The sequence below is a fragment of the Rhodococcus sp. OK519 genome (assembly GCF_003051005.1).
GTDB lineage: Bacteria > Actinomycetota > Actinomycetes > Mycobacteriales > Mycobacteriaceae > Prescottella.
Genome location: NZ_QAOW01000001.1, coordinates 1,323,533 through 1,345,769 on the forward strand (window position 1 = coordinate 1,323,533; position 22,237 = coordinate 1,345,769).

General features: G+C 66.4%; 12 protein-coding genes. 7 read left to right on the top strand and 5 right to left on the bottom strand.

Annotated features, from left to right (window positions below; translation table 11 throughout):
• Positions 1-73 precede the first annotated feature (73 nt).
• On the top strand, positions 74-3,610 hold the full coding sequence (dnaE, locus tag C8K36_RS06240; protein ID WP_107983468.1) for a DNA polymerase III subunit alpha: 3,537 nt from the start codon (positions 74-76) through the stop codon (positions 3,608-3,610).
• A gap of 54 nt (positions 3,611-3,664) precedes the next feature.
• Here dnaE and C8K36_RS06245 read toward each other — a convergent pair whose 3' ends face one another.
• From C8K36_RS06245 to C8K36_RS06255, 3 genes are read right to left on the bottom strand one after another with little or no spacing between them, the layout of a single operon-like run.
• Entirely contained in the window at positions 3,665-4,555 is an 891-nt protein-coding gene (locus C8K36_RS06245; protein ID WP_107983469.1) for a DUF5995 family protein, read from the bottom strand.
• Positions 4,556-4,607: 52 nt separating this feature from the next.
• Positions 4,608-5,312 carry a hypothetical protein gene (locus tag C8K36_RS06250; protein ID WP_107983470.1) on the bottom strand — a complete coding sequence of 235 codons (705 nt, stop codon included), beginning with the start codon at positions 5,310-5,312 and terminating at the stop codon, positions 4,608-4,610.
• A 30-nt stretch (positions 5,313-5,342) separates the two neighbouring features.
• Positions 5,343-5,588, bottom strand: coding sequence for a hypothetical protein (locus tag C8K36_RS06255; protein ID WP_107983471.1), 246 nt, complete (start codon positions 5,586-5,588; stop codon positions 5,343-5,345).
• 166 nt (positions 5,589-5,754) lie between these two features.
• Here C8K36_RS06255 and C8K36_RS06260 point away from each other — a divergent pair, with 166 nt between their 5' ends.
• The 3 genes from C8K36_RS06260 to ilvA all read left to right on the top strand — a co-directional run bounded on the left by C8K36_RS06260 (position 5,755) and on the right by ilvA (position 9,494).
• Entirely contained in the window at positions 5,755-6,192 is a 438-nt protein-coding gene (locus C8K36_RS06260) for a nitroreductase family deazaflavin-dependent oxidoreductase (RefSeq protein ID WP_107983472.1), read from the top strand.
• A gap of 111 nt (positions 6,193-6,303) precedes the next feature.
• On the top strand, positions 6,304-8,079 hold the full coding sequence (locus tag C8K36_RS06265; RefSeq protein WP_107983473.1) for a pyruvate dehydrogenase: 1,776 nt from the start codon (positions 6,304-6,306) through the stop codon (positions 8,077-8,079).
• A gap of 62 nt (positions 8,080-8,141) precedes the next feature.
• Entirely contained in the window at positions 8,142-9,494 is a 1,353-nt protein-coding gene (gene ilvA, locus C8K36_RS06270; protein ID WP_107983474.1) for a threonine ammonia-lyase IlvA, read from the top strand.
• On the opposite strand, the gene C8K36_RS06275 is transcribed toward ilvA, so the two are convergent.
• Positions 9,487-10,041 (bottom strand): TetR/AcrR family transcriptional regulator, encoded by a 555-nt coding sequence (locus tag C8K36_RS06275; protein ID WP_107983475.1) that lies wholly within the window; start codon positions 10,039-10,041, stop codon positions 9,487-9,489. The two genes, ilvA and C8K36_RS06275, sit on opposite strands and share 8 nt — an antisense overlap.
• Before the next feature lie 113 nt (positions 10,042-10,154).
• On the opposite strand from C8K36_RS06275, the gene C8K36_RS06280 reads away from it, so the two are divergent.
• Both C8K36_RS06280 and C8K36_RS06285 read left to right on the top strand, forming a co-directional pair.
• Positions 10,155-11,669, top strand: a complete 1,515-nt coding sequence (locus C8K36_RS06280) for an MFS transporter (protein WP_107983476.1) — start codon at positions 10,155-10,157, stop codon at positions 11,667-11,669.
• A 457-nt stretch (positions 11,670-12,126) separates the two neighbouring features.
• Complete coding sequence (locus C8K36_RS06285; protein WP_107983477.1) at positions 12,127-16,884, top strand: DUF7507 domain-containing protein; 4,758 nt, start codon at positions 12,127-12,129, stop codon at positions 16,882-16,884.
• 438 nt (positions 16,885-17,322) lie between these two features.
• Here the strand turns inward: C8K36_RS06285 and C8K36_RS25080 are convergent, their stop codons facing one another.
• The gene (locus C8K36_RS25080) at positions 17,323-17,745 is read right to left on the bottom strand and encodes a hypothetical protein (RefSeq protein ID WP_258195149.1); all 423 of its coding nucleotides are present in this window, start codon (positions 17,743-17,745) and stop codon (positions 17,323-17,325) included.
• Between C8K36_RS25080 and C8K36_RS06290 the strand changes: the two genes are divergently transcribed.
• Positions 17,708-22,123: a DUF5979 domain-containing protein gene (locus tag C8K36_RS06290; protein ID WP_258195151.1), complete on the top strand. Its 4,416-nt coding sequence runs from the start codon at positions 17,708-17,710 to the stop codon at positions 22,121-22,123. The genes C8K36_RS25080 and C8K36_RS06290 overlap by 38 nt on opposite strands.
• Positions 22,124-22,237 lie beyond the last annotated feature (114 nt).

Here is a 22,237-nt window from a genome sequence, read left to right on the forward strand (position 1 = left end):
ACTCGTGGGGCTCACTCAGGGCCGATGAACCCGCCGGTGCTCGCGCATCGGGCCGAAATACAGAGAGGCGCGCGTGGCTGACTCGTTCGTTCACCTGCACAATCACACCGAGTACTCGATGCTCGACGGTGCGGCAAAGGTCGGCCCGTTGTTCAAGGAGGCCGAGCGCCTGGGCATGACCGCGGTCGGCATGACCGACCACGGCAACATGTATGGCGCCAGCGAGTTCTACAACGTCGCCAAGAAGCACGGCATCAAGCCGATCATCGGCATCGAGGCGTACGTCGCGCCCGAGTCCCGCTTCAACACCAAGCGCGTGCTGTGGGGCGATCGCAGCCAGAAGTCCGACGACGTCTCCGGTAGCGGTGCCTACACCCACATGACGATGGTCGCCGAGAACGCCACGGGCCTTCGGAATCTGTTCAAGCTGTCGTCGCTCGCCTCCATCGAGGGGCAGCTCGGCAAGTGGCCGCGCATGGACGAGGAGCTCATCGCCACGCACCACGAGGGCATCATCGCCACCACCGGATGCCCGTCCGGCGAGATCCAGACCCGGCTCCGGCTCGGCCATGATCGGGAGGCCCTCGAGGCCGCCGCGAAGTGGCAGGAGATCTGGGGCAAGGACAACTTCTTTCTCGAGCTGATGGATCACGGCCTCTCGATCGAGCGCCGGGTCCGCGAGGGGCTGCTCGACATCGGTAAGCAGCTCGACATCCCGCCGCTCGCCACCAACGACTGCCACTACGTCACCAAGGACGCCGCCGAGAACCACGAGGCGCTGTTGTGTATCCAGACCGGCAAGACGCTCTCGGACCCCACCCGATTCAAGTTCGACGGTGACGGCTACTACCTCAAGTCGGCCGACGAGATGCGCGCCATCTGGGACGCGGAGGTCCCCGGGGCGTGTGACAGCTCGATCCTCATCGGTGAGCGCGTGCAGTCGTACGACGACGTGTGGGCGCACCACGACCGGATGCCGATCTTCCCGGTGCCCGACGGTCACACGCAGCAGACGTTCCTGCGGCACGAGGTGCTGCGCGGTCTCGATCGGCGCTTCCCCGACGGCCCGCCGCAGGAATACCTCGCGCGCGCCGACTACGAGATCGGCGTCATCAACGAGATGGGCTTCCCGGCCTACTTCCTCGTCGTCGGTGACCTCATCAACCACGCCCGGGACGTCGGTATCCGCGTCGGACCGGGTCGAGGCTCGGCGGCCGGTTCCCTCGTCGCGTACGCGATGGGCATCACCAACATCGACCCCATCCCGCACGGCCTGCTGTTCGAGCGGTTCCTCAACCCCGAGCGCGTGTCGATGCCCGATATCGATATCGACTTCGACGATCGCCGCCGCGGCGAGATGGTGCGCTACGCCACCGACAAGTGGGGCAGCGACAAGGTCGCCCAGGTCATCACGTTCGGCACCATCAAGACCAAGGCCGCCATCAAGGACTCCGCGCGAGTCCAGTTCGGGCAGCCCGGTTTCGCGATCGCCGACCAGATCACCAAGGCCCTGCCGCCGCCGATCATGGCGAAGGACATCTCGGTGTCGGGTATTACCGACCCCGAGCACGAGCGGTACAAGGAGGCCGCCGAGGTCCGGGCGCTCATCGACTCCAACCCGGACGTCGCGAAGATCTACCAGACCGCAAAGGGCCTCGAGGGCCTGATCCGCAACGCCGGCGTCCACGCCTGCGCGGTCATCATGTCGTCCGAGCCGCTCACCGACGCGATCCCGGTGTGGAAGCGCGCGCAGGACGGCGCGATCATCACCGGCTGGGACTACCCGTCGTGCGAGGCCATCGGCCTGCTCAAGATGGACTTCCTCGGTCTGCGCAACCTCACCGTCATCGGTGACGCGATCGAGAACATCAAGGCCAACCGCGGGATCGACATCGACCTCGACACGTTGCCGATCGAGGACCCGGCCACGTACGAGTTGCTCGCGCGCGGTGACACTCTCGGTGTCTTCCAGCTCGACGGCAGCGCAATGCGGGACCTGCTGCGGCGCATGCAGCCCACCGGCTTCGAGGACATCGTCGCCGTGCTGGCGCTGTACCGCCCCGGTCCGATGGGCATGAATGCGCACAACGACTACGCGGACCGCAAGAACGGCCGGCAGGACGTCAAGCCGATCCACCCGGAGCTCGAGGAGCCGCTCAAGGAGATCCTCAAGGACACCTTCGGCCTGATCGTCTACCAGGAGCAGATCATGCAGATCGCTCAGAAGGTGGCCGGCTACTCGCTGGGACAGGCCGACATCCTCCGTCGAGCCATGGGTAAGAAGAAGCTCTCGGTGCTCGAGGAGGCCTACGCCGGTTTCCGCGACGGCATGCTGAAGAACGAGTTCTCCGAGCCCGCCATCAAGGCGCTGTGGGACACCATCCTCCCGTTCGCCGGCTACGCGTTCAACAAGTCGCACGCCGCCGGCTACGGCCTCGTCTCGTTCTGGACCGCGTATCTCAAGGCCAACTACCCGGCCGAGTACATGGCCGGCCTGCTCACCTCCGTCGGCGACGACAAGGACAAGGCCGCGGTGTACCTGTCGGACTGCCGGAAGATGGGCATCACGGTGCTCCCGCCGGACGTCAACGAGTCCGAGTTGAACTTCGCCTCGGTGGGCGAGGACATCCGGTTCGGGCTCGGCGCGGTGCGCAACGTCGGCGCCAACGTGGTGGCGTCGATCATCAAGGCGCGGGCGGAGAAGTCGAAGTTCACGGACTTCTCCGACTACCTCGGCAAGATCGATGCGCTGGCGTGCTCGAAGAAGGTCACCGAATCCCTCATCAAGGCAGGCGGATTCGATTCGCTCGAACACCCGCGCAAGGGCCTGATGCTGGTGCACGCCGACGCGATCGACGCGGTGATGGGCACCAAGAAGGCCGAGGCAATGGGTCAGTTCGACCTGTTCGGCGGCGATGACGCGGACGAGTCCGTGGCGTCCGTGTTCAACGTGAAGATTCCCGACGAGGAGTGGGACACCAAGCACCGGTTGGCGCTCGAGCGCGAGATGCTCGGCCTCTACGTCTCGGGCCATCCGCTCAACGGCATCGAGCACGTGCTCGCGGCGCAGTCCGACACGTCCATTCCCACGATCCTCGAGGGCGACATCAAGGACGGCACCCAGGTCACGATCGGTGGCATCCTTGCCTCGGTGAACCGCCGCATCAACAAGAACGGCCTGACCTGGGCCTCGGCGCAGCTCGAGGACCTCTCGGGTGGCATCGAGGTGCTGTTCTTCCCGCAGGCGTACTCGGTGTACGGCATGGACGTGGTCGAAGACTCGGTGGTGCTGGTCAAGGCGCGGGTCTCGGTTCGCGACGACCGAGTGTCCCTCATCGCCAACGATCTTGCGGTGCCGGATCTTTCGGCGATCGGTGTGGCCAAGCCGGTCGCGGTGAGTCTCCCGGTCAGGCAGTGCACCAAGGAGAAGCTCGGCGCGCTCAAGCAGGTCCTCTCCCGTCATCCCGGAACGGCCGACGTGCACGTCAAGCTCATCGGCGCGCGCGGAACGTCGCTGTGGAAGGTCGACGAGATGCTCCGGGTGGAGCCGTCGTCGTCACTCATGGGTGATCTCAAGGCGCTGCTCGGGCCCAGCTGTCTCGCGGGCTGACACACGCCGCTGCCGCAGCGGTGCGGTGCCCGCCGACCTTTGCCATTGCAGGGGTCAGAGCCCGCCGAGGTCGGACAGTGTCTGCAGCGCGCCGTCCGTCGCCCGCCAGAGGCCGTCCATCTCTTGTTCGGCGGTCGGTCGGATCTGTGGATTCTGGAGGGCGAATCCGTTTGCCAGCGTGATGGTGTTGTAGGCGCTGTCGGCGGCGCGGAGCATGCTCTGTGACGGCTGGTCGTTGCCGGCCAACCGGTCGAGTCCTTCGCCCAAGAAGTAGAACCGCCACAGTGGACCGAGATCGGCGTCGTACACGTCCCTGGTCAGGGTCACGATCGATTCACCCTTGACGGCAATCGAGTCGACGATCCGGTAGAAGTCGGGGACGTTCTCGGTCCGGGTGCCGCTGGTGTCGACCGCGTGTGCCAGATCGACGGTGAGGTGCGCGTTGTAGCCGGCCATTGCGACGCGGGCGGGACTCGCCGTGCACTGCCGTGCCAGTGCGAAGTAGTGGGCCCACCCGGGATCGGCCGGTGCGCCTGTGAACTCGGCGTGGAGATTGCGCAAATAGCGCGCCAGGAGGTCGTAGCTGATCGTGGGGGACCAGGTTCGATCCGGAAGCGCCGCGGGATCGCGCTGCAGGGGCAGGACGGCCTCGTGCTCGACGGCATTCAGTCCGACCGAGAACAGACCCCGCCAGTCCCGGTGCGCGACGAGGACGTCCGTGATCCGGCGATGTCGCTCGATCGCGGCCTCGAGCCGGGCGAGCCCGGACCCCGGCAACGTGGATGTATCGCTCAGCCCGGCGATACTCTCGATCTCGTTCGCGCTCAATGCCGTTCCGCAAGCGGCGGCGGCCACCGGGCCGTCGGCTGCGGCGTGAGCGGGGGGCAGGAGCGCGAACGAAGCTCCGATGGCGACCAGGGGTGCGAACAACCGGAGCGAGCGCATCGCCTGAGCGTAGGTGCTCGGATCGGTTCGCGCCGATCGAACCGATCCGAGGTCACGCCACGCGCATGCCGGAGGGAAGTTTCCCGATCGGGGTGCGGAGTCGCCGGCGGCCGGCCGCCAGCGCGGCGGCGGCCACTACGGCCTGGATGCCTACGCCGAGTGGCCAGATCGGCCCCGGTCGTGTTGTCGGCGCGCTCTCGCCGGTCAGGCAGGGCACATTCTCGAGGCCGCCGCGTTGTGCGTCGCGCACGCTCGAACTGATCGAGCCCATCACGCCGAAGTCGCCGAACGTATCGGATGACTTGGGAACGGCATCGGACACGATGACGAAGGGATTCGCCGCGAGCATCCAGGCGGTTCGTTCGGTGTGCAGGACGGTGCGGGACGTGGTCTCGGTCTCGCTGCACATATAGCGTCCGTCGTCTCCGTCGGGCGTCCAGCCCACGACACTGGGCACGCGAATATCCTCGCGTGTCATCGCCGAACCGAGACCGAAGGCGATCGGCGTCCCGACCGTGAACGCCGCCACCAGGAGGTACGTCGCGGTGACCGCGAACAGGGGGCGGTGCGAGCGGGCAGAGATGCCGATGCCGATCGCGCACATCAGGGCGAGTTCGAGCGCCACCATGAGAACGAACACCGGCAGGCTCGCGACCTGGACGCCGCCACTGAGCACCGCCCACACCAGTGCCGGTACGGCCGCGGCGAGGAACGCCAGCGACGCGACCCATGCGGCCAGCCACTTCCCCCACAACAACTGGCCGGGGCGCAGCGGAGCCCGGTTGCGTCAGTGCGTGGGCGGCGCTGCCCGGTGCGCGAGTACGAGACGACGCGCCCACCACACGACGACCGCGACGCCGGCGGCGATCAACACCGCGGGCTGCAGCGCCTGCGTCACGAGGAGCACCAAAAGGAACGCGACGGCTCCGGCGGCGAGCGCTTCGATCTTGTAGAGCGGCCAGGCTGTGCCGGCCAGGTCGACGGTGGTGCGAGCGTGGGCGACACGGGTGTGCCGGGGGAGTGCGGCGGTCATACGGTGCACCTCGTCTCGCGCCTTGTTCGGCCTGTCCTCTCGATGTGTTCAGACTACCGTGATCGACAAGTTCGGTCCAACTAACAATTTCCGTCGAACCTCGGAAAATTCCGCCGTCCGGGCGATCGGGTGGTCAAGATCATGTGCAGGGTGTTGACTTGAGGGCATGCCTCTCACCGGTGAATACGAACCCAGCCCCGCATCCTGGGCCGCGGACCAGGTCGACCTCTACGAGCGCTCCGGCGGTACCGAGGGAACGATGATGGAGGGCAAGGCCGTCATCATCCTGACGACGAAGGGTGCCAAGTCCGGCAAGCTTCGCAAGACGCCGCTCATGCGCGTCGAGCACGACGGCGAGTACGCGGTGGTCGCGTCACTCGGCGGCGCTCCGAAGAATCCGGTCTGGTACTACAACATCGTTGCGGACCCGCACGTCGAACTGCAGGACGGGCCGGTCAAGAAGGACATGACGGCGCGCGAGGTCACCGGCGAGGAAAAGGCCGTCTGGTGGGAACGCGCAGTGGAGGCGTGGCCCGACTACGCCAAGTACCAGACCAAGACCGATCGCGAGATCCCGCTGTTCGTCCTCACCGCCCAGGAGTAGTGGCCGGTCGTAGTTCTCGGGGGTAATCGTCGTCCCCCAGCCGAGAGGCCCGGATCCCGGTAGCCTGCGAAAGCAGGGGATGGGATCCGGACTACTCGGACGGAGGCCGTCATGGCGGCGAGAACTGTTGCAGATCAACTTGTTTCCCAACTGGTGGATGCGGGCGTGCAGCGCATCTACGGCATCGTGGGAGACAGCCTCAATCCCGTGGTCGATGCCGTCCGGCGGACCGGCGGGTCGGCGGACGGCGGCATCGACTGGATCCACGTCCGGCACGAGGAGGCAGCCGCGTTCGCGGCCGCGGCCGAGGCGCAGATCACCGGCAAACTGGCGGTGTGCGCCGGATCATGTGGGCCGGGCAATCTGCATCTGATCAACGGCCTGTACGACGCGAATCGCTCCGGCGCGCCGGTGCTCGCGATCGCCTCCCACATTCCCAGCGCCCAGATCGGCATGGGGTATTTCCAGGAGACCCACCCGGATCGACTGTTCGTCGAATGTTCGCGCTACACCGAGATGATCAGTTCGCCGGCGCAGTCGGCGAGGGTTGTCCAGAGTGCGATGCAGCACGCGATCGCGAAGTCGGGAGTCGCCGTCATCACCCTGCCCGGTGATGTCGCCGAGGAACCGTCGCAGGGCACTCCGCCGCCACTGGCGCGCACGGGTGCGCCGGCCCTCGTTGCGGCGGAGGAGGACGTGCGCGCGCTCGCCGACGCGATCAACGAGGCCTCGGCCGTCGCGATCTTCGCAGGCGCCGGTGTCCGCGATGCCCGTGAGGAGTTGCTCGCGCTCGCCGACACCATCGGTGCGCCCATCGGTCACACATTGCGCGGCAAGGAGTGGATCCAGTACGACAATCCGTTCGACGTCGGCATGACGGGCCTGCTCGGCTACGGCGCCGCGCACGACGGCATCCACGACGCCGACCTACTAGTTCTCGTCGGCACCGACTTCCCGTACGACCAGTTCCTGCCCGACGACGTCCGCACCGCGCAGATCGACGCGGCGGCCGAGACGCTCGGCCGGCGGACCGGCGTCGACCTTCCCGTGCACGGTGACGCACGATCCGTCCTGCGAGCCCTGACGCCCCTCGTCGAACGCAAGACGAACCGCAAGTTCCTCGAGAAGACCCTGGACCGGCACGAGAAGCTGATGACGCAGGTGGTCGGGGCCTACGCCGAGTCGGTGAAGCAGCGGACGCCCATTCACCCCGAGTACGCGGCATCGCTCCTCGACGGACTCGCCGCCGACGACGCCATCTTCACGGCCGACACCGGCATGTGCAATGTCTGGACCGCGCGCTATCTCGAACCCAACGGCCGCCGCAGGTTCCTGTCGTCCGCCCTGCACGGGTCGATGGCGAACGCCCTGCCCCACGCGATCGGCGCGCAGATCGCCGAACCCGGGCGGCAGGTGGTCGCGATGGCGGGTGACGGCGGGTTGTCGATGCTGTTGGGTGAGCTGATCACCGTCGCGATGTACAAGTTGCCGGTGAAGATCGTGGTGTTCGACAATTCGACACTCGGCATGGTCAAGCTCGAAATGCTGGTCGACGGTCTGCCCGATTTCGGAGTGGATGTCCCGTCTGTCGACTATGCCGCTCTCGCAGCGACTTTGGGGATCTTTTCTCGACGGATCGAGGATCCTGCCGACGTCGAGTCGGGTCTCCGAGCGGCCTTCGAGCACGACGGGCCGGCCCTCGTCGACATCGTCACCGACCCCAACGCGCTGTCGCTACCGCCTGCGATCACGGGCGAGCAGGTTCGTGGTTTCGCGCTGGCGATGTCGAAGATGGTGATGAACGGCGGTGCAGCAGAGGCGGTTCAGATGGCCCGGTCGAATCTGCGGAACGTACCGCGGCCGTCGCAGTTCTCGCCGCGCGGCTGACCGAGTCCGCGCAATGGCGGGGCGGTTGCGCGGACGCCCGCCTGTAGTGGGAAAATGCATGGGTGTCTAATTCGCCGGAACTCGCAGAACCGAAGGTAACCTCGCCCGCGCTCACCGCGGACGAGATCGACGCCGCTGCGGAGCGAATTGCGCACATTATCGATGCGACGCCGCTGCAGTTCAGCGAGCGACTCTCCGCCCTCACCGGTGCCCGGGTCTACCTCAAGCGCGAGGACCTGCAGGTGGTCCGCTCCTACAAGCTGCGCGGCGCCTACAACCTGATCATGCAACTCAGCGATGCCGAGCGTGCGGCCGGCGTCGTGGCGGCCAGCGCCGGCAACCACGCGCAGGGCGTCGCGTTCGCGTGCCGGGCGATGGAGATCACCGGGCGCATCTACGTTCCGGCGAACACACCGAAGCAGAAGCGCGACCGGATCATGGTGCACGGCGGCGGCTTCGTCGAACTGATCCCGACCGGCGAGACGTACGACGCCGCGGCGGCGGCCGCGGCCGCGGACGTCGAGCGCACCGGCGCCACGATGGTGCCGCCGTTCGACGACGCGCGCACCGCCGCGGGCCAGGGCACCATCGCCGCCGAGATCCTCGAACAGTTGGGGGAGACGCCGGACAGCGTCGTCGTCCCGGTCGGTGGCGGCGGCTGCATCGCCGGCATCGCCACCTACCTGCACGAACGTGCACCCGAGACGACGATCGTCGGCGTGGAACCGGCCGGCGCGGCGTCGATGACCGCGGCCCTGGTGGCAGGCGGGCCGGTCACACTGCCCGACGTCGATCCTTTCGTCGACGGCGCGGCCGTCAAGCGGGTCGGCGACCTGCCGTACGCCGTGGTGTCGGCGCTCGGCGCGAGTGTCGTCTCGCACGCATCGTTGCCGTTGGTGACCGGTACACGGACGGGGCAAGGTCCGGAGCGGTTCGCGATGACGCAGGTCGACGAGGGCGCGATCTGCACCGCGATGCTGCAGCTGTACCAGAACGAGGGCATCATCGCCGAGCCCGCCGGTGCGCTGTCGGTGACGGCGCTCGGCCAGCTCGACATCGCGCCGGGGAGCACTGTCGTGTGCCTGATCTCGGGGGGCAACAACGACGTCTCTCGCTACGGGGAGATCCTCGAGCGGTCGTTGGTCCATCTGGGACTCAAGCACTATTTCCTCGTCGACTTCCCGCAGGAGCCGGGCGCGCTACGCCGCTTCCTCGACGAGGTGCTCGGCCCGGACGACGACATCACGCTGTTCGAGTACGTCAAGCGAAACAACCGCGAGACCGGTGCCGCGCTGGTGGGCATCGAGCTCGGTACGGCCGAGGGGCTGTCGGATCTGCTCGATCGGATGCGCACCTCGCGGATCGTCGTCGAGCAGCTCGAGCCGGGCTCCCCGGCGTACCGCTACCTCACGTAGCGGGGGTTTGGCCGTCCGCCGGGTCGGTGCCGAGCAATCGGTTCACGACCCGGCGGTGCAGGTCCGGATCGGTTTGCGGGAGTCCGAGCAGGGCGGCGAGGTAGATGCCGTCGCCGACGAGCCGGACGATCTCGGCCTGAACCGGATCGTCGATCTCGGCGAGCAGGCCGTCGTCCCACGACCGCATGACGTCGGCGACCGACTGTTGCACTTCGTCGTGCTGGCCGTCGGCGCTGCGCATCGCGGCAAGCATCGAGCGGTAGAGCGTCATCTCGTCGGCCGACTCTACGGGCGGGTACTGCAGATAGATTTCGGACACGGTTCGGCCGCTGGCGACGGCGTCGGCCAGTTGCTGGTCGGAGCGCTCGCCGAGTCGTCGCACCATCCCCGCGAGTAGTACCTCTTTGCTGGGGAAGTGGTAGAGCAGGCCGCCCTTGGAGACTCCGGCGTCCGCGGCCACCGCTTCGAGCGTCACATGCGCGAGTCCCTGCTCGAGCAGGAGGCGCTCGAGGGAGTCGAGGATGCGATCGCGGGTGTCGGATGCCATGAAAATCACTGTACCGGCTGGACGGTGGGCTGCTAGGCTGACGTTACTGTACCGGCTGGACGGTTAACCCTCCGGTCGGTCTCGTTCATCCAATCGTTCGTGGGAGTGGAAGCATGTCTGTGAGCACGGTGCGGGATCCGCACGACGTGACCGCCGGTCGGAAGGACTGGCTCGGGCTGGTCGTGCTCGCCTTCGCGGTCCTGCTCATCTCTGTGGACGCGACGGTCCTCGACCTTGCGCTGCCGTTCATCAGCGAGGATCTGGAACCGAGCGGCACGCAGTTGCTGTGGATCATCGACGTCTATTCGTTCGTGCTGGCAGGCCTGCTGGTCACGATGGGTACCCTCGGTGACCGCATCGGGCGTCGACGCCTGTTGCTGATCGGCGCGGCCGGGTTCGGCGTGGCGTCGTTGGTCGCGGCGTGGTCCGGGAGTCCGGAGATGCTGATCGCGGCCCGTGTGCTGCAGGGTGTGTCGGGCGCGACGCTGATGCCGGCGACCCTCGGCCTGATTCGCACGATGTTCGTGAACCCGCGTCAGCGCACCACTGCCATCGGCGTGTGGGGTGCGATGGCCGGTGGTGGTGCGGCCGCCGGGCCGCTGGTCGGTGGTTGGCTGCTCGAGCACTTCTGGTGGGGCTCTGTGTTCCTCATCAACATTCCGGTGATGATCGGTCTCATCGCGCTCGGTCCGCTCGTGATCCCCGAGTCGAAGGACCCGAGGCCGGGCCGGTTCGACCTGGTCAGCGCCGGATTGTCGATGCTGGCAATGGTGCCGATGGTGTACGCGGTCAAGGAGACGGCGGTCCACGGACCGAGTTGGGTGCTCACCGGGATCGGCGTCGTCGGCTTCGCCGCGGGCTGGGCATTCGTGCGCCGGCAGCGCAAGCTCGACGACCCGATGATCGATCTGGCGCTGTTCGCGCGACCCGCCTTCTCGACGGCCGTCCTCACGAACCTGCTGTCGATCTTCGCGCTCGCCGGGGTGCTGTTCTTCGGGTCGCAGTACCTGCAGTTGGTGCTCGGCTACCGGCCGCTCGAGGCTGGGTTGCTGATGCTGCCGGGCACGCTGGTCAGTGCGTTCGCGTCGTTGGCCGCGGCCTGGCTGGTGCGCCGCTGGGCGCCGAATCGTGTGCTGAGCGTCGGGCTGGTGATCGCGGCCTTCGGCGCCGCGGCGATGATCGCGCTGCAGCAGGACAGCGGGCCGCAGGCCTTCGTGATCGGGTTCGTCCTCGCCGGTGCGGGCATCGGCGTCGCGCTGACGCTGACGTCGGACCTGGTGGTCAGTTCGGTGGAACCGGAACGCGCGGGCGCCGCGTCGGCCGTGTCGGAGACCGCCTACGAGCTCGGCGTGGCGCTGGGTGTCGCGATTCTCGGCAGTGTCGTGCTCGCGATCTTCCGCCGCGGACTCGACGTCACCGCTCTCGATGCTGACCAGGCGCACATTGCGCAGGGCACGCTCGGTGGTGCCGTCGAGGTGTCGAAGGGCCTGCCGGCTGCCCAGGCCGAAGCATTCGTCGACGGGGCGCAGGCCGCGTTCGTCGATGGCATGCACATCGCCGCCGGCGTGACCTCGGTCGTGCTCCTGATCGCCGCAATTCTCGTGGCGCGCATGCTCGGTCGCCGCTGAACCCTGGAAACACCCCCACAGGCCGGCTCGATCCCCATCGAGCCGGCCTTTCGTGTTTGTTCCCACAGGCCACATCGGTATCGGGAATGATCATGTGTCACAGGGCCGTACGAGCTTCCTGCGGGCGAATCGAGGGGTGTGGGCCGCGTTCAAATGAATCAGTTTGGTGCGCAGCGGGTTTGGACCGTCGTCCAAAGGGATGAATCTGTGGGTGAAATCGTTGAACATTTCACTATCACCCTGCCCTTTCACCCTGAGGGTTAATGGAGATCCAATACCGTTGGTGCGCAGAGTGTTCAACCGAGGTGAATGATGGGGTGAAGTCTCGGAGCCGGCCGTGCAGGGCGCAGGACTTGCATTTCCGATTGTGCTTGTATGTTCCGCGTCGGGGTGATTGTCCACATCATCCAACGCTCGTAGCCGTATCCGGCCGGGCGTCCCATAAGAAGGGCCTCAAATGGTGAGGTTAGGCGGCGCCCTGCGCAAGGGCGTCATCCGAACTGTGGTCATGGCAATGTTGGCCGCCACGGCTACGGTATCTACCGCTACGGTCGGAGCGGGGGTCGCGGCTGCCGCGGGCAACCTGAGTTGCGATGCGCTCTACGCAGTCAACAATGGTGACTCCAATGCATACCTGATCGATCCGGCGACCGGTACGGCTACGAAGGACTTCAATCTCTCGACCCAGAATCCCAATCAGTTGGGTATCGGCGCTGGTGGGGCCTATGCGGTGTACACGGACTCGAACAAGATCTACAAGTACGACGCGAGCACCGGTGCGACCTCGGCGACAAACCGTCCGAGCGGATACGAGACGTATCACGGTGCCGTGAACCCGAAGAACGGCTTGTATTACTTCGGCGGATACGTCGACAACGGTGGATTCAAGTACGGCGTCTACAACCCGAGCACCAATGCGGTCGTGGCCGGCGACGTGAAGGTGAATGTCACTACGTCGCGGCCTGGCACCAACGGAGACATCGCGTTCGACGCGGCCGGCAACATGTACATCGTGTCCTCTGGTAATGGTGAGGGCCTGGTGTATTCGGTGCCCGGTCCGATCAACGCGGGTTCCACGGTCACTGCTGGTGCGATCACTGGCAAGTCGTCGGCGTTCGCCAGCGCGACCTCGATCGCTTTCGGTTCCGACGGCTACCTGTACGTCGGTCGCACGTCCGGTAAAAACGGTTTCATCAAGGTCGATCCGACGACCGGTAAGGCCGTCAAGACCATGGACAGCATCGGAATGTACGACCTGGGCTCGTGCAGTGATCCGTACACGATCGAATTGCGCAAGGACCTTCCCGCGGGCCGTGTCGCGGACGGTGACCAGTTCCTGCTCGAGATCACCGGCGGCGGAGTCGACACCGGAAATACGGCAACGACCACGGGCAACGCCACCGGCGTCCAGTCGGTCAAGGTGGGGCCGCTCCTGGGTCTCCCCGGGACCGAATACACCATCAAGGAGACGGCGAAGAACGGTGCTGATCTCGCGAACTACACCGTCAGCTGGCAGTGTGTGGATGCCAAGACAAACGCAAAGCTGGTCGGCGGCGTAGGCGCGTCCGGCAAGGTGAAACTCCCGAGTACGAAGGGTGGCGCGAGCGTTGCCTGTACCTTCACCAACGGCTCGCTGAAGTCCGGTCTGGCGCTGGAGAAGTCGGCCGCGCCGAACACGGCCGCGGATTTCGAGGTCGGTAAGACGATCACCTACAGCTTCAAGATGACCAACACGGGCGATGTGACGCTCAAGGACGTCAAGCCGGTCGAGAAGTCGTTCTCCGGCAAGGCGGATATGAGCGACTTCACCTGCCCTGATGGTGCGAAGTCGTTGGCGGCCAAGGCATCCGTGACGTGTACTGCGACATACGTCCTCCAGCAGGAGGACATCGACCTCGGCAAGCTCGACAACACCGCGACCGCGACCGGAAACGATCCGGGCGGCAAGCCGGTGAACTCGAACGAGTCTCCCGCAAACCTCGTCGGAGGCCCGGCTACGCCCGGCATCACGATCGAGAAGACCGCGTCTCCCAAGGCTGCCGAGAGTTACAAGCTCGGTCAGACGATCAAGTACAGCTTCAAGGTCACCAACACCGGTGACGTGACGCTGAGGAACGTTGGGGTGAACGAGGGAACGTTCACGGGCGTCGGCCCGCTGTCCGCGGTCGAGTGCCCCGATACGTCCAAGTCCCTCGCGCCGAAGTCCTCGGTCACGTGCACCGCGGAGTACACGCTGACGCAGAAGGACATCGACAACGGGAAGATCGAGAACACCGCGACCGCGACGGGCACGCCGCCGGGCACCGATACGCCGATCGTCTCCCCGCCGGGCAAGGAGATCGTCGAGGGCAGTCCCGCCAAGTCGCTCTCCCTGGTGAAGGACGCATCGCCGTCGACCACCGCGGATTACAATGTGGGCCAGCAGATCTCGTACTCGTTCCTGATCAAGAACACCGGCGACGTCACACTCACCGGCGTGCATCCGAACGAGACCAACTTCTCGGGTTCGGGCGACATGTCGGCGTTCGACTGCCCGGCAGGCGCGGCGTCGCTGGCGCCGGCAGCCTCGGTGACCTGCACGGCGAAGTACACGCTGACGCAGGCCGATATCGATGCCGGCAAGCTCGAGAACACCGCTACCGCGACGGGCAACCCGCCGTCGGGTGGGCCGGTCACGTCGAAGCCGTCGGACAAGACGCTCTCGGGCGAGCCGAAGCCCGCGATTGCCCTGGAGAAGTCGGTGTCGCCGACGGATCCGGACAAGTTTGCGGTGGACGAGACCGTTACCTACAGCTTCACGATCACCAACACGGGCAACGTGACGCTGAAGGACGTGCGTCCGAACGAAACCGCATTCACCGGCGAGAGCAGCAGGATCTCGGCATTCAACTGCCCTGATGCTGCGAAGTCGTTGGCGCCCAACGCCTCCGTGACATGCACCGCCACCTACAAGCTCGACCAGGCGGACGTGGACCGGGGCAAGCTCGACAACGCCGCGACGGCGACGGGCACGCCGCCGTCGGGTGAGCCTGTCACGTCCGACGAGGACGACGCGAAGCTGACGGGCAACCAGAAGCCGAACCTCGAGATCGTCAAGACCGCCTCACCCAAGGGTGTCTCGGACTTCAAGGTCGGACAGAAGGTCACCTACACCTTCGACATCACCAACACGGGCAACCAGACCCTGACGAACGTCAAGGTCGTCGAGGGTGCGTTCTCGGGAAGTGGTGAGCTCTCCGACGTGTCCTGCCCGGATGCTGCGAAGTCCATGGCGCCGGGCGCCAAGGTGTCGTGCACCGCGACGTACGAGCTGACGCAGACGGACATCAACGCCGGCAAGCTCGACAACGTTGCGACCGCGACGGGCACGCCGCCGGGGACCGAGGATCCGATCGAGTCCCCGCAGGACGAGGAGAACCTGGCCGGTGACCCGAAGTCGGGTCTGACACTGGAGAAGACCGCGGAACCGCGGGAGAACGTGCAGGTGGACGACACGGTCACCTACAAGTTCACGATCACGAACACCGGTGATCAGACCCTGAAGGACGTCGGCGTCAAGGAGAACGAGTTCTCCGGCAAGGGAACGCTGTCCGCGATCACGTGCCCCGGCGACGCAGAGTCGCTCGATCCCGGCAAGTCGGTGACCTGCGAGGCCACCTACAAGTTCACGGTCGACGACATGAACATCGGCACGGTGGAGAACACCGCAACGGCGACGGGTACTCCGCCGTCGGGAACGCCGATCGAATCCGATCCGTCGGACGTCGATGTCACCGGTAAGCAGGTGCCTCAGCTGGAGGTCGTCAAGTCGGCGTCGCTGACGAGCCTGGACGGCTTCAAGGCCGGCGCGAAGGTGAAGTACTCCTTCGCGGTCACCAACACGGGCAATGTCACGATGGCGAACGTGTGGATCAAGGAGAGCGACTTCTCCGGCACCGGCAAGATCACCGACCTCACGTGCCCGGATGCTGCGAAGTCGCTGGCGCCGGGTGCGCAGGTGACCTGCACCGCGCTGTACGAGTTGACGCAGGCGGATGTCGACGCCGGCAAGGTGGACAACACCGCGACCGCGACCGGCACGCCCCCGGGAACCGAGACGCCGATCGAGTCCCCGCCGTCGGACGGCGGTATCGAGGGCACCCCGAATCCGGACCTGTCGATCGTGAAGACCGCATCGATCTCCGACTCGTCGGAGTTCACGCTGGGCAAGGAGATCACCTATTCGTTCGTCATCACGAACACCGGTGACGTCACGCTCACCGATGTCCGTCCGAACGAGAAGTCGTTCAACGGATCCGGGCCGATGTCCGATCCGATCTGTGAGGACGGGGCCGGCTCGCTGGCGCCCAACGACGCGGTGAACTGCACGGCGACGTACACGCTGACGCAGGCCGACATCGATGCCGGCAAGCTCGACAACGTCGCGACCGCGATCGGCACACCGCCGGGCAAGGAACCGATCGAGTCGCCGGAGTCCCAGGTGTCGCTGCCGGGCCATCCGCACCCGGGCATCAGCATCGTGAAGAAGGCGAACCCGCGCGAGAAGGTGAAGCTGGGTCAGGAGGTCACCTACCGCTTCGTCATCACCAACGTCGGTGACGTGACCCTGAAGGACGTCACGGTGAACGAGGGCGACTTCACGGGCACCGGCACGATGTCCGCGATCGCGTGCCCCGACGGTGCGAAGTCGCTGGCGCCGAAGGACTCGGTGGCCTGCACCGCGACGTATGTCGTGACGCGTGCCGACGTCAAGGCGGGTCGGATCGACAACGTCGCGACCGCGACCGGAACGAACCCGAAGGGTGACGACGTGGTGTCGGAGCCGTCGAACGAGACGGTGACGCCGGACAAGTCGACCTTCCCGGGTCTGATCATCATCCCGATCATCCCGGGTCTGCTGGCGGGCTCGCTCGGTTCGACGGGCTCGACCGGTTCGGGCGGCGATCCGGCCGCTGTGCCGGGCACCCCGCCGGCAGCCGAAAGCCCGGTCGGTGAGGGTAGCCCGTCGGGGGAGAGCCCCGGTACCGATGCCGACAACCAGGCGTCGAATCCGAAGGGCGGTCTCATCGATTCCGGTCTGGGGGCCGACGGCGACGGTGGATTGAACGCCGGCCTCGTCGCCGGCGGACTGGTACTGCTGGCCGCCGCGGGTGGTGTGCTGCTGGTGGCACTGCGCCGGCGCAAGGCTGGGGAAGGTGATGTCACAGATCTGTGATGATCGCTGATGATTGACCGGGTGGCCCGAGACGAGAATCGTCTCGGGCCACCCGGCTTCTGGCGGAGTAGCCCGGGAGAACTCGCATCGCGTCGTATCGCGTCGGATCCCCTGCAGCGCAGTGGCCGACGACACACTGGGCGGGCGCCCGCTGCGTGAGGGCGACGGGTGCGGAGCGCCGGGGTCCGAGTGTTGTGGGTCACGTGCCGACGAACGAATGGATGAATCCGAGGGTGAACTTCCGGTCCGCCCGCCGGGCGCCACTCGCTGCCTCTCGCGCAGCGACGCAGCTCTGAACTATTCAGTGGTGCAGTGTCTTCCGTCAGCGCCGACGATGGCTCCACGTCCGGAGCGAGACTTTTTGTAGCACTTTTCGCGCCACCACCTCGTGTATATGAGTTGTTTGTCTCTTTTTCGTTGTCCGTCGCAGACCTCCGTTCAGGCGTGCGACAGATCGCGTGTGGTTGAACGAAAGGTGTCCTTCATGCGTAAACGTGTCTTCCTGCGTCGTGGCGGAGGGGAGGTGGTGTCTCGGTGGGCCGCACTGGGGATGATTCTTGCGGTCCTGGCGCTGGTCGTATCGTCCTTCTCGATCGCCCCAGTTGCCTCGGCGAACCCAAGCGCGACTTCGACCACCCCTGCTCCGACGCGCACCGCCGAGTCACCCTCGACGACGGAGCAGAGCTCCACGCCGGCAGCAACTACGTCGGAGTCGCCCGCGACCACGACGAAGGCGCCGGCCGCGACCACGTCGGACTCGCCGGTGACCACGACGAAGGCACCGGCCGCGACCACGTCGGAGGCGCCCGCGACCACGGCGAGCGTGGCCCCGACGACGGCGCAGCGCAGCGCCGCGGTCACCTCGCGTGGGCTCAATCCCGGTATCGAGGTGAAGATCACCGACATCCAGGTCGAGAACAAGAACGGCCAGCAGATCAAAGTCGGGGACTCCGTCACCGTGAAGGGGACGTGGGACGCGAGGGAGGCCGACCCGAAGCCGGGCGACCAGTTCACGGTCCAATTCCCCGATGAGCTGAAGCTCGATGCCAACCCCAGGATCGATCTTGTGGGCGGCGGGGCGGTGTGGGGCACGTGCGAGCTGGTGGCCACCACGAATCTCATGACGTGTGTGCTCTCCGACGCGGTCGCGGACAAGCCCGAGGATGTCTACGGCGACTTCGAGGTCTTCACGAAGGCGGTGGAATACACCACGGCCGAGGAAGTTGATTTCGAGATCAACGGTGCGTTCGGCCAGTCGTACCCGCTGCCCGGCGGCGGTGGCATCAGCGACGGGAAGGATGTCGGTGCGGCCAAGAAGTCCGGCAAGCTCCAGTCGGACAAGCAGGCAGTGCGTTGGACGATCGACATCCCCGGCGCCGATCTGGCCGCTCTGGACGCGACAGGTGACGGTTCGGTGACCCTGAGTGACACGCTCTCGAGCAACATGAAGCTGTGCGACGACGGTCGACTCAACGCGAAGCTGCTGTCCGGTCGCCCGGGTGATCTGAAGGCTGTCGCCGACGGCGTCACCGTCACCCAGCCCGGCGGTGCGGGTGCCCCCGTCACCATCGCGATCGCAAACGGCGGGGCCTTCAAGAGCGACATGCTCTACCGCGTCGAGTACACCTCGTGCACCACCAGCGGAGAGGTGGATGCTCTCGGGACCGTCTACGACAACGCCGTGGCGATCGGCGACAAGAACGTAGGCTCGGTCGGCGTCGGGCAGGACTGGACGCCGGCGACCGAGCCGTCGAAGTCCGGCAGTCTCGACAAGGGCAAGCGCTACAAGGAGGCCGCCTGGACCATCATGGTCCCGGGCACCTTCATCGCCGGCAGCGCCGGCCACGAAGTCACCGTTTCGGAGACTCTCACCGGCGCCCACGTCGTCTGCGAGGGCGGCCTTCAGCTGAAGGTCGAGAAGGCCAACTACCTGCCCGGACCGAACGGCTCAGCTCCCGGACGAACGAACGTCACCGGCGAGTTCACGATCGTTTCCACCGCGACCCCCGGCGCAAAGAACTTCAGCGTGACGATCACGCCGAAGGACATCGACACGTTCAACCCCGAGCAGTACTACTACGTGAGCTACCGGACCTGCCTCACCGAGGACGAGGTACCGGACAACACTGATGTGTTCACCAACTCGGCGAGCCTCAACGGCCGCACGCCGGTTACCGCTACGGCGAAGGGGCCGGAATTCAAGGGCGGCAAGAGCGGCCAGCTCAATACCGCCGACCGTGACGTCGCCGGCGAGAAGCAGCCGGCCGGCACGACCCTCGACTGGAAGGTCGAAATTCCCGGACAACATCTCGAGGGCCTCGAGGCGCCGGCGGTCATCAGTGACACGTTCTCCGGCACCATGACGGTGTGTGAGGTCGGCGCCGATCTGAAGGCGAATCTCAATCTCCGGGTGATCGCGCGAGACTTCCTCGGCGACAAGGCTGTTGCCGAGCGCGACCTCACCGCCACCACCGGCGTCGTGCGTACCGCCGGGGGGATCGACATCACCCTCCCGATGGAGGCGTACGACCGTGAGACGCGCTACTTCATCGACTACACCCTCTGCACCACCAGCGGCGGGCTCGACGGTCGCGGCACGGTGTACGGAAACTCGCTCACCTACCAGGGGCGGGATGCCATCACGAGCAGTGTCAAGCAGGAGTGGGGCGGCGGCGGCACCGGCACCGGCGTGTCGCGCGGCTCGTTCACGCTCCTGAAGGAGGCCGCTCCGTCTTCCAAGGAGTTCCCGGAGGACACCGAGTTCACCGTGAAGGTCGAGGAGTTCGCACCCGGTAAGAACCCGGCGACCGACAAGCCGGACAGTTCCTACAACGTCAAGGTGAAGGCCGACGGAACGCCGGTCAGCGGAGTCAACCCGCGCGGCACCGGTTGGCAGATCCGCCTGTCCGAGATCGACCTGCCCAGGGTCGACGGCGTGTACTTCGAGCAGGGCAAGTTCCGCCCGGCAGCGGGCGTGACGCTCAACGAGGACAAGACCCAGGCGGTCGTGACCATCGCACCGAAGACCAACATCGGTGTCACCCTGGTCAACAACGCCGTCCTCGGGAAGGCGACGATCACCAAGACCGTCGTGGGTGACGGGCTCGGTGACCTCACCGGAAACGAATCCTTCGTCATCAAGGCCCAGATCGACGACGACGACGCCGCCACCGGCGCCGAGGTTCGCGAGATCACCCTGAAGAAGGATCAGCACTTCGAGCTGACGGGCCTGCCCATCGGAGCGAAGGTTACCTTCACCGAGGTCCTGCCGCTGAACACCGACCGTGTGACGTGGTCGGAGCCGGTGATCAACCCGAAGACGCTCACCATCGGCACCAACGCCGCGGCGAACGCGGTCTCCGTCACCAACGAGGCCAAGATCACCTACGGCTCGTTCGACCTGAAGAAGTCGCTCACCGGACCGGAGGCGTTCAACAAGAACGTGCCGGCCACCTTCGACGTGCTCGCCACCTGGACCGACGCGGCCGGACCGCAGTCCAAGACGCTCGCGCTTCCGAAGGACGGCAGCCCGGTTTCGTTCGGCGAGAACCTGCCCGGCGGCACCAAGGTCACGCTGACCGAGACGGTCCCGGCGAACGGTAGCGGTCTCGCCTGGGGCGTGCCCGCGTACACCGGGGACGTCACGACCGGGGCGCCCGGCTCTGCCGTGGTGACCATCGGCAAGGACCGGGGCCAGGTCGAGGTGAAGAACTTCGTCGACACCAACGACGGCACCCTGCGCATCGTCAAGCAGATCGGCGGCGAGGCGGCCGAGGCTGTCGGCGACGACGAGGAGTTCACGGTCCAGGCCCGCTGGAAGGACGGCACGGAGTACGTCACCCAGGACCTGACCGTCAAGCAGGGCGTTGCCACGCCGCTCGGCGTCGCACTCGCGGTCGGCACCGAGGTGACCTTCACCGAGAAGGCGCGTCCCGGGGTCGACGCCGTCGAGTGGGGCACGATCGCCTGGGGTACCGACCCGAGCGGGGACTCCTGGCTCGTCTCGAACGCCGACGGCACCGCGACGGGCATCGTCTCCGACGCTCCGAACGACGGTCGCCTCGTCACCCTGACGAACGAGGCGCTGTGGAAGTACGGCTCGGTCGAGTTCGCGAAGTTCATCCTCAACGGCGATGACCTCATCTCCGCGACCGATGCCGACCTGCCCGAGGGTGCGGAGTTCGAGGTTCGGGTCGAGAACATCGATCCGGCACTTCCCGAGGGAACTGATTTCCCGGCAGTGGGCGAGACCATCACCCTCGATGCAGGAAACGGTTTCAGCTGGAAGTCCGGCGACGTTCTGCCGCGGAACACCGTGGTCACCTTCTCCGAGGTCGATCCTGCTGCCCTGCCCGGAATCTCCTGGGCGCGGCCGTACTACTACGTCGCGGCGGACGCCGGTGATCCCGACTACCGCGACACCGTGACGATCGAGCCGGGCGCCGAGGCTGTGGTGGAGATCCACAACCGTCCGATCCCGACCACGGACGTGGACATCGACAAGATCGTGACCGGGCCCAAGGGCAACCAGGTGGCCGGGCACGAGTCCACGACCTTCCAGGTCACGGCCACGTGGATGGACGTCGACGACGAGGCGCGTTCCTGCGTCCTCGATGTGAAGCCGGGCGCTTCGGTCACCCCGACCGCCGAGTGTGACGCCGCGGTCGTCGACGGCCGGGTCCAGTTCCCGGTCGACACGGAGATCACCTTCGCAGAGACCGGTGCCTTCACTGACGTGACCAACGTCAAGTGGGGCGAGGTCGTGTGGAGCGTCAAGGACGGCAGCGCGGACGTCGTCAAGGTCGACGGCGCTTCGACCGCGGTCTCCGTCACCCTCACCGGTGACGCGAACGAGTCGGTGGTGCTGGGTCTCGAGAACAAGACCAGCAGCAACGGGCTGATCATCATCCCGCTCCCGATCCCGCTGCCCCCGTGGGGCGGATCGCTGATTCCGCCGGGATCGGGCTCGGGGTTGCCGACCCCGCCGGTGACCAACCAGCCGGGTGAGCCCGTCGGACCGGGTTCGCCGGTCGGATCGGGTTCGCCGGAGAAGCCGAGTGACACCGGGCACAACGGTGCTCCGGGCAAGCCGGCACCGAGCAAGCCGGCTCCGGACCAGTCGTCCCTGCCCGTGACGGGTGCGAACGTCGTCTGGATCGCCGGTGCAGCGCTCGTGCTGATCGCCGGTGGCGCCTGGCTGACGCTGCGTAACCGTAGGCGGATGTCCGGCGAGGGATAGCCCCTCGGCCGGCACACGGTAGTGGGGCGGGTGCGACTGACCTGGTCGCACCCGCCCTGCACCGCTGCCGCACCGATCGAATACCGCTCACCAGCGGACCAGAGACCTCGCGGC

Coding starts and splice junctions, on each gene's coding strand:
- C8K36_RS06260 (WP_107983472.1), top strand. CDS start 5,755: ATGCCTCTCACCGGTGAATACGAACCCAGCCCCGCATCCTGGGCCGCG.
- C8K36_RS06275 (WP_107983475.1), bottom strand. CDS start 10,041: ATGGCATCCGACACCCGCGATCGCATCCTCGACTCCCTCGAGCGCCTC.
- C8K36_RS06265 (WP_107983473.1), top strand. CDS start 6,304: ATGGCGGCGAGAACTGTTGCAGATCAACTTGTTTCCCAACTGGTGGAT.
- C8K36_RS06280 (WP_107983476.1), top strand. CDS start 10,155: ATGTCTGTGAGCACGGTGCGGGATCCGCACGACGTGACCGCCGGTCGG.
- C8K36_RS06285 (WP_107983477.1), top strand. CDS start 12,127: ATGGTGAGGTTAGGCGGCGCCCTGCGCAAGGGCGTCATCCGAACTGTG.
- C8K36_RS06245 (WP_107983469.1), bottom strand. CDS start 4,555: ATGCGCTCGCTCCGGTTGTTCGCACCCCTGGTCGCCATCGGAGCTTCG.
- C8K36_RS06255 (WP_107983471.1), bottom strand. CDS start 5,588: ATGACCGCCGCACTCCCCCGGCACACCCGTGTCGCCCACGCTCGCACC.